Origin of the sequence: Photobacterium sp. MCCC 1A19761 (genome assembly GCF_037389125.1) — a bacterium.
GTDB lineage: Bacteria > Pseudomonadota > Gammaproteobacteria > Enterobacterales > Vibrionaceae > Photobacterium.
The window spans coordinates 212,923-226,651 of sequence record NZ_JAZGTF010000003.1 but is presented as its reverse complement, the minus strand read 5'-3'; the positions used below and the strand labels follow the sequence as shown (position 1 = coordinate 226,651).

Below are 13,729 nucleotides of genomic sequence, written 5' to 3'. Positions count from 1 at the left end.
ACAGCAACAGCAGGAACAACAGCAGCAGTTGCAGCGGCACAGGCACAGGCACAGGCATGTCAGGGAGACGTGTCATTACCTCAGGGAATCGCGGCCCATTTTGAACCGACCGATGATCCGGCGCTGCTCAGCAGCGCATTGGGGGAGCCGGAGCAGGGCAAGCTCTGTCAGGGGCAGGTGTATCAGAGCAAGTCAGATGCCAAGGTGGTGCTCTTTCGGGCCTGGAACAGCACTAATCCGAACAGCCAGTTTGGCCAGTGGTGGGCGTTCCATCAACCGTCAGGAAAAATCGCGGCCTATCGCTCGGATTATGAAATCTGCTATCAGTGGTCACCGCTGGATAAACTCGTGAGCTGCACGCTGAAACCCGGCACGAAAGTCGTGGTCGGGAATGGGCAAAGTGCAAAATGCTCGGCGTACCTGACCTATCCTGCGTCCGAGAAGCAGCAGGTTTATCTGGTCGATGCGGCCAATGCGGTGATGGATTGTTCGGTCTATGACGGCGTGATGAGCTGGCAGTAGCGACACGAGTGTTGCTGTTGTTGGTGAATGCTATACAAACCATAACCGGCGAATCCAAAATCTCAAAATTTGATCCATAGTTTCTTAAGCACAAGTACAAGCACATGGTGCATTGCATGATGTTTTGCTGAGGAGCGAAGATGGACAGACGATATATTTTGAGTAGTTTCTGTTATGCCATTCTCGGATTGATGCTGGGGATCTATATGGCGATGTCGAACAACCACGGCCAGCTGGTCACTCATGCGCACATGATGCTGGTCGGTTTTGTTGTCTCGTTTATTTATGGATTGTGCCATAAGCTCTGGCTGACCAATGGCAACAAGCCATTAGCCAAGGTGCAGTTCTGGATTCATCATGTGGCCGCTATCGTGCTGTTTATCGGGTTGTTTTTGCTCTACGGGAAGTTTGTGGCGGCAGAAACACTTGAACCGATATTAGGAATGGCGTCCATTGCGGTACTGGTGGGACTGATTCTGATGACCGTGCTTTTTGCACAGTCCGGCGGTCGGTCGGTATCCGGGGACTAGTACGGCGGATGTTTTCCTGAAGGTTGCCTGTAGTGGATATCGTGACTTATGCGGGTGATCCGGGCAGGCGTTCCATACAGGAGATCCACTCTCGAGGCGCTGGCGGGACATCTCTGATGGTAAGTAAGGCAAGAAGCGCAGGGTGGTTTTTGTTGGGTGGCCTTACATTGCTTCAACTCTGAAAGTGCAGGCCCCTTCCGCTCATGTCGGCTCAATGAAACATGAGGGAAGGGCAGCCTGATTGCGTTAGGACCCTTCTTTTTGACGGCTGAGTCCGTGCCAGTAAATAGGCCAATTGCCTTCTTCACCGTAGTTATTAATGACCGAGGCAATCACAACCAAGGTCACACTGCCGATCAGAACCGGCGTAATCAGATAATCAAATCCAATAACCCCTTGGCCGGCCAGAATGATAGCAACCGGGTTGGCGCCCGCCGGTGGGTGTACCGCACGGAAAAATTGCATCAGCATAATGGCGACCCCGACGGCCAGAGACATCACGATGATTGAGTCGCCGAACCCGTACAGGAATACCAGCCCGACCGCCGAGGTGAGCATATGACCCACAATGACATTGCGTGGCTGGGCCAGGGGAGAAGCCGGTGCGGCAAACAGGATCACGCATGTTGCGCCGAACGGGGCCATCAACCAGGGCATGCCGGTTGACTGGCCGAGGTAGCTGAGGGTCAGGATCCCCAGAAATCCGCCGACAAGTCCTTTCATCATGTGAATCATTTTAGGTTTTGGGGGCAGCGCGCCGCCGCCTTTTAGCTTCTGCATTGTCGTATCTCCATATGTTTAACAGGCGACTGCTTGGCCTGTGTGCGAAAGTTGTGTACAGATCTGTACACATCTGGAATTTAATAATACAGATCTGTACACATTGTGACAACACCTAATTTATGAAAGCATGCGGATAAGAAGGAGTGGGTATGAGCAAGAAAACGCATATTCTGGACGTTGCCGAGCAACTGTTTAATGAATTGGGCTACACGGCGGTTGGGGTCGATTTGATCCGGGACCGGGCTGAGGTCTCGAAAACCTCGATGTACCGGCATTTCGGTTCCAAACATAATTTGATTGAAGCCGTATTGATGCGTCGGCATCAGCGTTTTGAGGAAGCACTGAAGGGGCAAGTGGCTGCTGCGAATGACAGCTTGGGTCGGCTGGATGCCATTCTTGACTGGCATTTCGACTGGTTTAAAGCCTCTCATTTTAAAGGCTGTATGTTCATGCATGCGCTGGCGGAATTTAAAGGCCATGATCAGGCGTTGGCGGACCAGGCGCTGTCGCATAAGGCCTGGTTGAAATCCTTGGTTCTGACGGTATTCGAGGCGGGCGAAACGGAGACAGCGGTGAGAGCCGAGTCTTTGATGACATTCTTGGAAGGCATGATTGTCAGGGCTGAGTTTGGCGATATCTCCGGGCAGGAAATCGTTTATCGGCAGGGCGCCCGGGCACTGGCTTTTGGGAACCTCTGAGAGGAGCTTGCCCGATCATCATGTGTGCAGAAAATATCGCCTATGGCATATCGTCTGCTGGGAAATTTGTGAATCTATTGTTGAATAACTCAGGGAGAGAAAACAATGCAATCACCAGTAACGCAAGGTGTCCACCATGTGGGCTTGACCGTCTCCAGACTTGAGGAGAGCGCGCAATTTTTTACATCCTTGCTGGGATGGAAGGAAGTCAAACGACGGGAGGATTACCCGGCCATTTTCGTCAGTGACGGGGCGATTATGTTGACCCTTTGGGCGGCGAAAACGGATATCCCGGTCCACTTTGACCGCAAAGAGAACGTGGGGCTACATCATCTGGCACTGACGGTCGGCAGCAAAGACACGTTGTTCGCCATCTATGAGAAACTCGCGGCTTCCGGTGTTGACATTGAGTTTGCCCCGGAGTTGATCCGGGAAGGCCCGGCAATGCACATGATGTGTTATGAACCGAGCGGGATCCGGGTCGAATTTCACTGGCCAGGGGTGTAATAACTTTTTCTTCGGAGAACGGTTCGCATCAAGAATGATAACGAAAGGGAGGCTATGCCCTGTCTCTTATTCACAAATCCCCCGCCATGAGGCGGGGGATTTTTTTGAACTCTTTATCTTTATTTCGATCTGATCAAACACAATATGAGTAAAGGTCATCGTCATGATAGGGAATTCCACTTTAGAATGGGCTCAACAAACCTTTTCGCATGCCAAGCTCGGCGACTCTAGACGTACGCAACGACTCGTCCAATTAGCCAGTGATATGGCATCTAATGTTGGAGTGTCTATTGTGCAAGCCTGCCCTAATCCTGCCTCTGTTGAGGGGGCTTATCGCCTCATTCGTAACCCTGATGTTGAAGCCAATGCGATAGCTGAAGCCGGTTTTTCGGCAACAGCCAGTGTCGCTGGGGAGCATGGTTTATTACTTGACCACTACATACGCCAAGCGACCGTATGAAGAGAAAGAAACCTTCAAGTGGCAACAGGCATCAATCGCAATGTCTGAACGTTTAGGTAAGCTCCAAGCCCGAGTCATCTCAGTGTGTGATAGGGAGTCGGATATCTACGAATACTTGCAGTACAAGCTTACCAGCCAGCAGCGTTTTGTTGTGCGCTCGACCTATAGCCGTTGCATTGATGAGAGTGGCTATAAGCTTCATAACTATGCAAAAGAACTCAACCCAGCGGGGCAGCGAACTATCCATATTGCTCAGCAAGGTGGCCGCAAAGCGCGTAAGGCAATATTAGATGTACGCTTTGCCCCTATTACGATTAAGGTTCCAGCCAATAAATGTGGTAAGTCGCTTTCTCTGTATTACGTTGGTTGTAAAGAGCAAGGTGATAGCAACGAGAAACTGGAGTGGCACTTACTGACCTCAGAGCCAGTAACAACGACAGCTCAAGCCCAAGAAATAATCAGTTACTACGAACAGGGCGGCCGGTTGGGCCGCCCTGTGGCGAGGCTGGTATAAATTAGCAGCCATTCAAGAAGGATACCTTATGGCCCAACCCTTTATCTCTGGAGAGATATGATCAAGAGACAGGCTATGCCTCCCTTTTTGATCTACGGGTTTATGCCGCACCGAGCTTCGGTATGTCCATCATCAAAATGACTTAAAAGGCCCAGTTTGCAGAAGCCCCGAAAATTGGTTTTGCCCAATCGTCGGCATCGGAACCTGCGATTGTAGCCCGAAGCGCCACACTTTCGCTCATATTATGGGTTGTCCCAATGGCAAGCGCAGACGAACCGTTATAGTGCCCCATGCCGACGGAGATCACGGTATCACCTTGATAGCGCGGTGTGATCATTGAGCCGACTGCAGTCGATGCAGCAATGGCGCCATCTAAGCGTTTGACTTCACTGTAGAGGTCCTGAACCTGAAATTCAATTTTCCGGATACGCTTGGTGTTATCGCTGATACGTGCATCGTGATCTGCCGTCGTGTCATATAGCGCTTTAATACTGGTTGTGTTTTGTTCAACTTCTGTCGAGACGGTGGTCATTTGTTGCGCTAACTGACGATCTGCTGTTTTACGCGCGTCGCTTTCTGTTTTTATCGCCGTGCTATTTGTGGTGACCGCGTTAGTTGCCGTTGTGATGGCATCGGTGTTGGCGCTGATTGTCGTGTTTACTTTCGAGATGGCATCGGCGTTGGTGCTGATATTATCGGTGTTAGCACTGATCGCAGTGTTTGCTGCCGTAATGGCATCGGCGTTGGTGCTGATATTGTCGGTGTTAGCACTGATCGCAGTGTTTGCTGCCGTAATGGCATCGGCGTTGGTGCTGATATTGTCGGTGTTAGCACTGATCGCAGTGTTTGCAGCCGTAATTGCATCAGCGTTGGTGCTGATATTGTCGGTGTTAGCACTGATCGCAGTGTTTGCTGTCGTAATGGCATCGGCGTTGGTGCTGATATTGTCGGTGTTAGCACTGATCGCAGTGTTTGCTGCCGTAATTGCATCAGCGTTGGTGCCGATACTATCGATGTTGGCGTTAATCGTGTTGGTTGCAGAGTAAATGGCGCTCTTATTCTGAATTACCGATATTTGTGTCTGGTTAACAGTGGTGCTTAGAGAGGAAATTCTATTTTGGTTTTCCTTGGCTTTTGATTGTGCCATGCCGACACCGCCGGTGAGCAAGCTGATCTGTGTGTCTGAAGAGTAGTTCTTCACTTCATCCGGCGTATAAATAAAGGCGGTGTTTGCTTCTCCTTCATAATTACCCCCAGAGGTGTTCACGTCTTCCCATCCGCGGTTATCATCCGTAAATCCATTGTAGTGCCCTGCCATGGCAGGGAGTGTAAATACAGAAGCGATGAGTGAAGCTACAGCTGTTTTTTTCACAAGTGAACCTTGAAATTGCATGATATATGAGAAATGTAAAAATCAATAAGAATCCTGAATCGTGTAAATTCTTATTGGATAAATTGGCTAGGTGCCAAAAGCTCTTTCTACTATCGGTGACGATGTTGGTTTAGAGTAAATGCTTTATTTTCGGGGTGGAATCCTAATTGACGAAGTAGTTAATTGCAACTAATTCAGCTTTTAGCTTGTTGCCTAAATTGTTTCAAGAGTTGTAATTTGCGTCAGTGATTTTGCTTGTTTTTCGGTCAGTGTATTTAGGGGACAGTCTCGCATGGTCCGAAAGAGATGGAAGTTGAGGGTAACTGCGAGGAAACAAACTGCCGGGGAAGTGAAGCTGGGCTGTATGGTCTGATTGGAATGACAGTTGTCTGAGAGGGGTATCGAAGCGGCACAGGCGGAGGATGAACTGATTCATTATCGCTTGTTGAAATAGAGAAAGTGGCATGGGAGAGGAGTGTTCTCCCATGCGTAGAGCGCAGCATTTGGTGTTTAGAACAATATCAATTTATGGGTGACTGCGGTGGTGCGGGTTATTTCAGAATGTTCATAGTAATACGCTGCGCGAGGGGAGAGGTGAAAAATGAAATCACCCCGGCGGCCGGCCAGGCCATGATAAATGCATGCCCCCACATATTGATAAAGTGGGGGGTATTTCCCAGGTTGAGATAAGTGACCCAGAGCGTCATCAGCGATGACAGAAAAAAGGACATAATCACGGTAAAGATAATGCGCTGCTTCATAGTGAGGCCTCGAATTGGTTGAAGGAGTCCGCAAAAGACTATAACGTGTGCCAAATATGACATCCACGGAACTTAATGGGCTTATAAAACCCATAAATGGGATTAAAAGGTGCTGGATAATATTTCTTTATTTGTTGCGGTCGTCCAGGTCGGCAGCCTGAAGGCGGCCAGTGAAAGCTTGCAGATCCCGTCTTCGACAGTTAGTCGGCGGATTAAGGCGCTTGAAGATGAATTTGGTTGTAAATTACTGAGTCGAAACAGCCATTATTTTGAGTTGACCCGGGAAGGGAGCCAGCTGTTTGAAAAAGCCAGCTTTCATGTCAATGCAATGGAAGCGATCACCGATGAGCTCCACAGTGATATTTCCGGCGATAAGGGGCATATTAAAGTGCTGGCGCCGACGAATCTGGTCGTGACTTGCCTGCAACCGTACTTCTCCCGTTATCTGAAACAATATCCGGCCATTGAGTTAGAACTTGAACTCAGCAATTCACTCAAACATTTCTATTCAGAAAATGCCGACTTCGCGATCCGGGTCGGCAAGCAACCCGACTCTGATCTGACTCAACTCAGATTGGGCCAGATTGAGACATTACTCGTCGCGAGTCCGGCATACCTTGCCTCACATGGTGCTGTGGAACAACCCCATCAACTGGAAGATAGGGACTTAATCATCAGTCGCTCGCTCGCCCATTGGGAGCTTTTCGGGCGCGCAGATCCCAAGCAGCAGGTTCAACTGAAGCCCCGGCAGCGACGGGTGCTGGTCAATGACATTCAGGTCGCGAAGCAGTTTGCCGTGGATGGTCTGGGCATCACCTTAGTGCCCAAAACGGAGGTCGTCCGGGAGCTGAGTCATCAGCAATTGGTCCAGGTGTTGCCGGAGTGGCGCGGAGAGAACCGGAATGTTTATGCGGTGTGGTACAGGCGTCAGCTGCTGAGTACCCGGGCAGCCAGGTTGATCGATTATCTCAAGCAACAGGTCATGTTTTAAAGCTGCGAGGACATTGTATGGTGAAAACCTGCACCGGTGACCACGCGGTTGGGATGGGCATCGGGTTGCGCTCAGCGCCTGGAATTGCAGGCGGAGCACTGCGCCGAACCCGTCCCGGATGCTCAGGAAACTGGTGCGGTGTCGTGGCAGTCTGCAAAGTGGTGGGCGCAGTTCCGTCCGTTGGCCTTGGCCTGGTAAAGCGCTTTGTCTGCCTGGGCGATCAGGCATTTGGAGAGCTCGTGGATACTGCTTTTTTCCAACTCGGCAGGTGCCACAAACGTTGTCAGGCCGATACTGACCGTGACCCGGCCGTGCTCAACACTGGCGCGGTAACGCTCGCCTGCCGCTTTGCTTTCGGCTTCATCCGTTTGGTACATCAGAATAATGAACTCGTCGCCAGCCAGACGCGCGACGACATCGCTGTGCCTGGCTGTATTCGTTAAGGTTGTGCTGACGGTACACAGGGCATGGTCACCTTCCTGGTGTCCCCAGTTGTCATTGATGGCCTTAAAGTTGTCAATATCGATAATCGCAATGGACAGTGGGGTTTGATAGCGGGCACTTTTGGCCAGCTCTTTGTCCAGCATTTCGTGAAAGATACGGCGATTGTACAGCGACGTCAGCGGATCCCGGCAGGCCAGTTTTTCCAGCTCACGATTCTTCTGTTTTAACTCTTCTTCGACTTGCTTATAGGCCGTGAGATCGTTGTGTGAGCCCAGCATCCGTACCGGCTTGCCGGATTGGTCACGAATGGCGACGCCCCGGCAGCGCACCCAGACGGTCGAGCCGTTTTTGTGCTTGTAGCGGACAATCTGATCGTATGGATGGGTTGGATCCAGGCTGTGTTTGCGGAAGTTTTCCATCGCGGCTTCGAGATCTTCAGGAAAGATCAGGTCTTGCCATTCAGAGGCTAGGTGTTTCTTCTCACTGGGGTCATAGCCAAGCAACGTCCAGAACCGCTCGTTCATCCATTCGTGTTCCGGATTTTCCAAATCCCAGTACCACAGGCCATCCAGTGAACCATCCTGAAGGAATTCGAAGATCCCGGCCTCTTCATTCAGCAGTTGGTAGAGTTCAGATTTGAGATAGTTGTCTTGATTATTCATTATCATGCGTCCCTAACAGATGGAAGCAGTATCACACTTCTTTGTGTTGATATTATCAAACTTGTTGTTAAAGCAATGAAATTTATCTCTAAAACCGTCCTCTGCTCTCATTTTCGTTGACCAAGCGGTTTGAATCGAAGCACTTCCCTCAGGTTCAGCAAAATGCAAGGGACGCGGGTTGCCCAGGTTCGTTGATTCGACACCGCGTATGGCGGGGCTTCGGTTAAAATCGGCACAAAAAAAAGAGCAGCCGGTTGGCTGCTCTTGCGGTGTTGGGGCTGAAGTTTGCTTAGTTTTGCATAGCTTTGCTTGCCGGTCGATGGCCCGCGAAAGATCAACCCGCTTTGCGGTGCTTCTCGTGTACCATATCCGAGATGCTGTCGATGACCCCGTTGCTGGATGCTTCGGCTTGCTCAATCGTCTCGATGAGGTGCTCAAGAATATTGTCATCATTGAGCCAGTCTTGCTGGACGATATCCATCGCGGTGTGGACCTTCTGGTGGACGGCCTCATGATGGCTTTCTAAGCGGCGGTAGGAAGGCAATTGACGGAAGCTCGCATAGCCTTCCCCTTCGTAATACCATTTACCCAGACGGCAGTGGAAGTGATCGACCTGGACAGCCTCAGCTTCGGTACCTTTTCCGCATTTTTCTAATCCGATGTAACCATTTTGCATATAGATGACGTGATCCAGTTTGACCAGAGAGGCGAAGGAAAGGTCTTTCGCCTGGTTCATCAGCTGAATGGTCGCCTGGGATGAGTTGGCGACTTTGTCGAAGTTGGTATGGAAGTTATTCACTTCACTGCTGACGTTTTTCGTTTGTTCGCCCACGGTCATGGTCTGGGATACCATGTCTTCAATCTGGGTGGTCAGTGAACTGATGATGCTGCTGATTTCCGAGGTGGAGGAGCGGGTGCGATCCGCCAGCTGACGGACTTCATCAGCAACCACGGCAAAGCCGCGACCGACTTCGCCGGCGCGCGCGGCTTCGATCGCCGCATTCAGGGCCAGCAAATTGGTCTGCTCGGCGATATCGGTAATGATCTTGATGGTATCGGCGATACGCACACTTTCCTGTCCGAGGACCTGCGCGGTGCTTTCCATCGTCGCCATCCGGGCATTCATATCATCCAGAGCGTTGCGAATATCGCCGACGACTTCCCGGCTGTGCTCCGCGCCGTCACGGCTTTCACTGGCAATCGACAATACATCATCCATTTTGTTGGATAACGTCACGAGTTCCTGCTGGTTATTTTTCAGGTTGATCAGCAGGTTCGAGGTATTAATTTGGTGCAATTCACTTTTTAACCTGTTCTGCCGGGAATAGATGTGCGCTTCATGGATAGCATGAATGGAGGTATTGACATTGCTCATGGCTTTGGCAAATTCGTTTGGCAATCCGGCCGTGAGCCCCTTGCGGTGAAATTCTTTTTTACCGGCGCGGTTGAAACTGTTGGCCAATTCTTTGAAATTGGTTTCCATGATATCGAGAAAATCATTGAGCGCCCAAGCGACGTGACCGACTTCCCCCAATCCTTTGGTGCGGGTAATTCGCACGTGCAGGTTACCGTCTTTGGCGGAATCCAGGGCTTCGCGAATCCGATCAAGCACCATAATGGGTCGACGTTGATCCCGGTAGGCATAGACGGCAAAAAATAGGGCAAAGATCGGAGAGACGATATTTAAGGTATTCAAACCGTGCTGGTACATGTTGACGACAGACAGCGCGAAGGTGACCGAAATAAACACCACACACATCACGAGGAATTTCTGTTGTAACAGCAGAATATTTTTACTGACCTGGCTGGTTTTCATGTGATGTCCCCCTTATTGATGTTTTTCATAAAGGCTGAGCACATATTCCTCATACCCCATCTGGTGTTCACGCTGAATCTGATCAGCCAGCCATTGCCAGGAGGTTTCTCCGGCCTGTTTGTTTCCGGCGGATTGTTCGATTTCCCGCATTTTCTGATAGATCCGTTCGATTTCCTGGATGGCCGCTTTGGAAGCATATCGACGGACGGAATAAAACCCGATCATCTGGCCATTCAAGTGGTCAGGTGTGATATTGGCGAAAACCCAGTAGTAGTTCCCGTCTGCGGTGCTGTTTTTGACAAACCCGAAAAACTCCTCGCCGGATTTCAGGGTTTTCCACATGCCGTAAAACACGCCTTTGGGCATATCCGGGTGCCGGATGAGATTGTGATCTTTGCCAAGCAACTCGAGTTCTGAGTAATTGGCAACCCGCATGAAAGTGCGGTTTGCGTAGGTGATTTTACCTTCCAGGTTTGTTTTCGTCACAATGAGCTCATTGGGCTCAAATGATACTTCTCTATCGTGTCGCATTATTCCACCCTGAACAATTACTCAGATGATTTATGAAAAACTATATACGTTTGTATCCGGCTATCAATTGTATGCTTTGTAATTTTGCATGGGTATGATGGCTTCTGTGATCCCCTCCGAATTCGTCAAAGGTATAATTAATTTTCTCATCAGGGTCACACCGCTTGTGCAAGAAAATAAATAAAGGGAACAAAACTGAGAGCGTGGTAAGCCCATCAAATCGCTGGCTTTCAGTGCGTTCGTGATTTAATTTAATAATGTTATTTGTCATTAATGGCTGATGTTGGAATTGTGCGTATGGCGGTAAAAGCAGTATTGATACATTATTTGGAGCAACTGGAAAAACTGGTGGCCAAAGTCAGTGATGAGGTCTTTGAGCAATCGCTCACCGACGATATGTTTCCTTTTGCAATGCAGGTGAAAATTGCGGCGAATTTTGCCATGCGTGGGTACTGCCCGTTGCTGGGCAACCCGGTGATTTCTTTTCAGGAACAGGACAATACCCGAGTTGCAGTGGCGCGGCAACTTGCCCGGACTCGGCACTATTTACACGCACAGCCTGAGGTGACGGTACTGGATCCGGATGTATTGCTGTCCGACACAGCCGGGTTTGCCCAAGTGAGCCTGCCGCAACCCGAGTTTATCCATCACTACATCCTGCCGAATTTCTTTTTCCATATCAGCATGGCTTATGCCATCGCCAAATTGCAGGGCGAGCCGGTCAGCAAAGCGGACTTTGATGGCTATCATGCTTACCCGCTGGGCTTTAGCTTTATCCCGTCGCAATAACCTCACCTGTTTCCGGGCGATCTGTGTTCTCAGTCCGTGCTCTCAGCCAGTCTTCTCGATCTGGCCTGAGGGTGCGCTTACCGAATCAGCGTGCGGTCATGTACTGCTTCGGCGGTCGCCCCAGGGTTTTCTTAAAGAAGGTAATAAAGGCGCTGACGGATTCATATCCCAGCTGCTCGGAAACCTGCTGCACTGGCTTTCCAGAGGTCAGCTGCTGGAGCGCGACCACAATGTGCAGCTGTTTTCGCCAGTTGCCGAAGGTCAGTCCGGTCTGTTGTTTGACGAGTCGGGCAAGGGTTTTCTCGCTCATCGCGTAGGCGCTGGCCCATTGGGCCATGGTGCGTCGGTCGGCCGGATCGGCCAGCAGCGCGGTGGCAATTTGATTGAGCCGCGGCTCCTGCGGGATCGGGAAGTCGAACTGTTCGCGCGGCATGGCGGGCAGTTCATCGAGCAATACCTGAACCAGCCTCGCGGTCGGGCTGTCTGCCGGATAATCCTGACGACGCTCGGCAAGGGTGATCAGGATTTCGCGGATCAGCGGGCTGACGGACAAGGTACAGACCTGATCCGGCATGTCGGCGGCATCGGGTTCAATAAACAACATGTAGCCTTTGCCTTCAGGTGTTAGCTGGTTGCTGTGGGGAATATTACCCGGGATCCAGACCGCGGAGTACGGCGGCACAATCCAGATCGCATCTTTGATCCGGCTGGTCACCGCGCCGCTGGTGGGCATCACGAGCTGTCCCTTGCGGTGTTGATGGTAGGGCGACTCAGCGACCCGTTCATCGGCCTGGGTATACAGGATGTCGACGGCGTGCGTAGTGTTGTCGACATCTGAGAACAGGGGCGTTTGGGCGGTCATCTTGTCCGAATTTAGCAATAAAATGTCTATTTATCTTAATTCAGCAATCTGTAAACCGTCTATAGTGCCGGACATGGATTCTTCATTTGGTCATTATTATGCGAAATAAATCGCTTACGCCCATCTCGTTCTGGTTTTTACTGGCATTACTGTTTATCGCCCTGAACATGCGGGCGCCGTTTACCAGCTTGTCCCCCTTGCTGGATGAGATCAGCCAGTCGCTGTCTCTGAGTGCGACTCAGGCGGGCTTGCTGACAACTTTGCCGTTGATTGCATTTGCGTTCTTCTCGCCGTTTGCTTCGGTGCTGGCCCGGCGACTGGGGCTGGAGGCGACGATCATGCTGGGGTTGGTGTCGATTGCGGCCGGCGTGATGGTGCGCTCGCTGCATGCGATTCCGGCGCTGTTTTCCGGCACCCTGCTGCTGGGGATCGGGATTGCGATTGCGAATGTATTACTGCCGGGATTGCTCAAACGCGATCATGCCCGTCATGCGGCCTCGCTGACCGCCTTGTATGTGCTGATCATGAGTGTCGGAGCTGCCCTGGGCTCCAGTGTGGTGATCCCGCTCGCCCGGCTGGCAACGTCGGTGACCGAGGCGAGTGTGCCGGGTTGGTCTGTCGCGCTGCTCTGGTGCCTGCCTCTCTCATTGTGCGCCGTTCTGGCCTGGTTGCCCCGGCTGCGGGTCAGCCGCCAGGTTGCGCCGCAGCCGAGTTCCGGTCAGGGGATCGGGGATCTGCTGCGCTCAAAAGTGGCCTGGCAGATCACCCTGTTTCTCGGACTGAACTCCTTTATCAACTATGTCTTTGTCAGCTGGTTCGCCGTGATGGCACTGGATCTGGGATTCAGCGCCGAAAAGGCCGGGGTGTACCATGGCTTGATGCAATTGGCAGGGGCCGCGCCGGCGTTGGTGATGGTGCCCCTGATGGCCAAAGTGAAGAACGTGCGTGCCATTGCCGGGGTGATGATCGTGGCGACGCTGGCCGGCGTGCTTGGTTTGCTGATGGTGTCGTCTCTGGCGCTGCTCTGGGCGTTGTTGCTCGGGGTCGGGCAGGGCGGCGCGTTTATTCTCGGCCTGTCGATGATCAGTTTGCGCAGTGAAAGCCCGGAGCAGGCCACTGCACTGTCCGGGATGGCGCAGTGCCTCGGCTATTTGCTGGCAGCGACCGGCCCGGTGGTCATCGGCTATCTGTACGAAATCAGCCAGAACTGGGATTCGGCGCTGACCCTGATGCTGGGCGTCACTCTGGTGTGGGGATACTGCGGGCTGATGGCCTGTAAACCTGAACCGGAACCGACTGAAAGTGTTTCAGCCACGGCTTAAGCGTGAGTTGTCCGTTGCGTCAGCTCTCTCTGCTGCTGCGAAAAAACTATCTACTGTGAAAACACTGTCTGCTACGAAAACATTATCGGCTGCGAAAAAGCTTTCTCCCGCCGCTGAAGCTAACTCTGAGCTGAAGCATATCTCGGCCCGGTATCTTTGCCGGGC

14 protein-coding genes and 1 pseudogene are annotated in these 13,729 nt (G+C 51.6%); 8 read left to right on the top strand and 7 right to left on the bottom strand.

Features of this window, described 5'->3' with window-relative positions:
• The first annotated feature begins 69 nt into the window (after positions 1-69).
• Together VV869_RS06130 and VV869_RS06125 are read left to right on the top strand one after the other, a co-directional pair.
• On the top strand, positions 70-522 hold the full coding sequence (locus tag VV869_RS06130) for a hypothetical protein (protein ID WP_443147297.1): 453 nt from the start codon (positions 70-72) through the stop codon (positions 520-522).
• A gap of 140 nt (positions 523-662) precedes the next feature.
• Positions 663-1,052 (top strand): TonB-dependent receptor, encoded by a 390-nt coding sequence (locus tag VV869_RS06125; protein ID WP_337734088.1) that lies wholly within the window; start codon positions 663-665, stop codon positions 1,050-1,052.
• Between the two features lie 246 nt (positions 1,053-1,298).
• Here VV869_RS06125 and VV869_RS06120 read toward each other — a convergent pair whose 3' ends face one another.
• Positions 1,299-1,832, bottom strand: coding sequence for an HPP family protein (locus VV869_RS06120; protein ID WP_337734087.1), 534 nt, complete (start codon positions 1,830-1,832; stop codon positions 1,299-1,301).
• A gap of 152 nt (positions 1,833-1,984) precedes the next feature.
• On the opposite strand from VV869_RS06120, the gene VV869_RS06115 reads away from it, so the two are divergent.
• From VV869_RS06115 to VV869_RS06105, 3 genes and pseudogenes are all read left to right on the top strand, one after another.
• Positions 1,985-2,533, top strand: coding sequence for a TetR/AcrR family transcriptional regulator (locus VV869_RS06115; protein WP_337734086.1), 549 nt, complete (start codon positions 1,985-1,987; stop codon positions 2,531-2,533).
• A 105-nt stretch (positions 2,534-2,638) separates the two neighbouring features.
• On the top strand, positions 2,639-3,040 hold the full coding sequence (locus tag VV869_RS06110; RefSeq protein ID WP_337734085.1) for a VOC family protein: 402 nt from the start codon (positions 2,639-2,641) through the stop codon (positions 3,038-3,040).
• A gap of 163 nt (positions 3,041-3,203) precedes the next feature.
• Positions 3,204-3,972 (top strand): annotated as a pseudogene (locus VV869_RS06105) (IS4 family transposase); the annotation flags it as partial.
• 184 nt (positions 3,973-4,156) lie between these two features.
• Here VV869_RS06105 and VV869_RS06100 read toward each other — a convergent pair.
• Together VV869_RS06100 and VV869_RS06095 are read right to left on the bottom strand one after the other, a co-directional pair.
• The gene (locus tag VV869_RS06100) at positions 4,157-5,386 is read right to left on the bottom strand and encodes a YadA-like family protein (protein WP_337734083.1); all 1,230 of its coding nucleotides are present in this window, start codon (positions 5,384-5,386) and stop codon (positions 4,157-4,159) included.
• Between the two features lie 551 nt (positions 5,387-5,937).
• On the bottom strand, positions 5,938-6,147 hold the full coding sequence (locus VV869_RS06095; RefSeq protein ID WP_337734082.1) for a DUF2798 domain-containing protein: 210 nt from the start codon (positions 6,145-6,147) through the stop codon (positions 5,938-5,940).
• A 109-nt stretch (positions 6,148-6,256) separates the two neighbouring features.
• On the opposite strand from VV869_RS06095, the gene VV869_RS06090 reads away from it, so the two are divergent.
• The gene (locus tag VV869_RS06090) at positions 6,257-7,138 is read left to right on the top strand and encodes a LysR family transcriptional regulator (RefSeq protein ID WP_337734081.1); all 882 of its coding nucleotides are present in this window, start codon (positions 6,257-6,259) and stop codon (positions 7,136-7,138) included.
• A gap of 122 nt (positions 7,139-7,260) precedes the next feature.
• Here the strand turns inward: VV869_RS06090 and VV869_RS06085 are convergent, their stop codons facing one another.
• From VV869_RS06085 to VV869_RS06075, 3 genes are all read right to left on the bottom strand, one after another.
• Positions 7,261-8,244 (bottom strand): sensor domain-containing diguanylate cyclase, encoded by a 984-nt coding sequence (locus VV869_RS06085; RefSeq protein WP_337734080.1) that lies wholly within the window; start codon positions 8,242-8,244, stop codon positions 7,261-7,263.
• A 334-nt stretch (positions 8,245-8,578) separates the two neighbouring features.
• A complete protein-coding gene (locus VV869_RS06080) occupies positions 8,579-10,060 on the bottom strand; it encodes a methyl-accepting chemotaxis protein (RefSeq protein ID WP_337734079.1) in 1,482 nt (493 codons plus the stop codon).
• Positions 10,061-10,072: 12 nt separating this feature from the next.
• Positions 10,073-10,546 (bottom strand): PAS domain-containing protein, encoded by a 474-nt coding sequence (locus VV869_RS06075; protein WP_337734078.1) that lies wholly within the window; start codon positions 10,544-10,546, stop codon positions 10,073-10,075.
• A gap of 342 nt (positions 10,547-10,888) precedes the next feature.
• Here VV869_RS06075 and VV869_RS06070 point away from each other — a divergent pair, with 342 nt between their 5' ends.
• On the top strand, positions 10,889-11,380 hold the full coding sequence (locus tag VV869_RS06070; protein WP_337734077.1) for a DUF1993 family protein: 492 nt from the start codon (positions 10,889-10,891) through the stop codon (positions 11,378-11,380).
• Positions 11,381-11,465: 85 nt separating this feature from the next.
• Here VV869_RS06070 and VV869_RS06065 read toward each other — a convergent pair whose 3' ends face one another.
• Entirely contained in the window at positions 11,466-12,242 is a 777-nt protein-coding gene (locus VV869_RS06065; protein WP_337734076.1) for an AraC family transcriptional regulator, read from the bottom strand.
• A gap of 98 nt (positions 12,243-12,340) precedes the next feature.
• On the opposite strand from VV869_RS06065, the gene VV869_RS06060 reads away from it, so the two are divergent.
• Entirely contained in the window at positions 12,341-13,564 is a 1,224-nt protein-coding gene (locus tag VV869_RS06060) for an MFS transporter (protein ID WP_337734075.1), read from the top strand.
• The last annotated feature ends 165 nt before the right edge of the window (positions 13,565-13,729 follow it).

Bases quoted from the DNA above. Each gene is read 5' to 3' on its own strand.
- VV869_RS06125 (WP_337734088.1), top strand. From the start codon at position 663: ATGGACAGACGATATATTTTGAGTAGTTTCTGTTATGCCATTCTCGGA.
- VV869_RS06120 (WP_337734087.1), bottom strand. From the start codon at position 1,832: ATGCAGAAGCTAAAAGGCGGCGGCGCGCTGCCCCCAAAACCTAAAATG.
- VV869_RS06115 (WP_337734086.1), top strand. From the start codon at position 1,985: ATGAGCAAGAAAACGCATATTCTGGACGTTGCCGAGCAACTGTTTAAT.
- VV869_RS06110 (WP_337734085.1), top strand. From the start codon at position 2,639: ATGCAATCACCAGTAACGCAAGGTGTCCACCATGTGGGCTTGACCGTC.
- VV869_RS06095 (WP_337734082.1), bottom strand. From the start codon at position 6,147: ATGAAGCAGCGCATTATCTTTACCGTGATTATGTCCTTTTTTCTGTCA.
- VV869_RS06085 (WP_337734080.1), bottom strand. From the start codon at position 8,244: ATGAATAATCAAGACAACTATCTCAAATCTGAACTCTACCAACTGCTG.
- VV869_RS06080 (WP_337734079.1), bottom strand. From the start codon at position 10,060: ATGAAAACCAGCCAGGTCAGTAAAAATATTCTGCTGTTACAACAGAAA.
- VV869_RS06070 (WP_337734077.1), top strand. From the start codon at position 10,889: ATGGCGGTAAAAGCAGTATTGATACATTATTTGGAGCAACTGGAAAAA.
- VV869_RS06065 (WP_337734076.1), bottom strand. From the start codon at position 12,242: ATGACCGCCCAAACGCCCCTGTTCTCAGATGTCGACAACACTACGCAC.
- VV869_RS06060 (WP_337734075.1), top strand. From the start codon at position 12,341: ATGCGAAATAAATCGCTTACGCCCATCTCGTTCTGGTTTTTACTGGCA.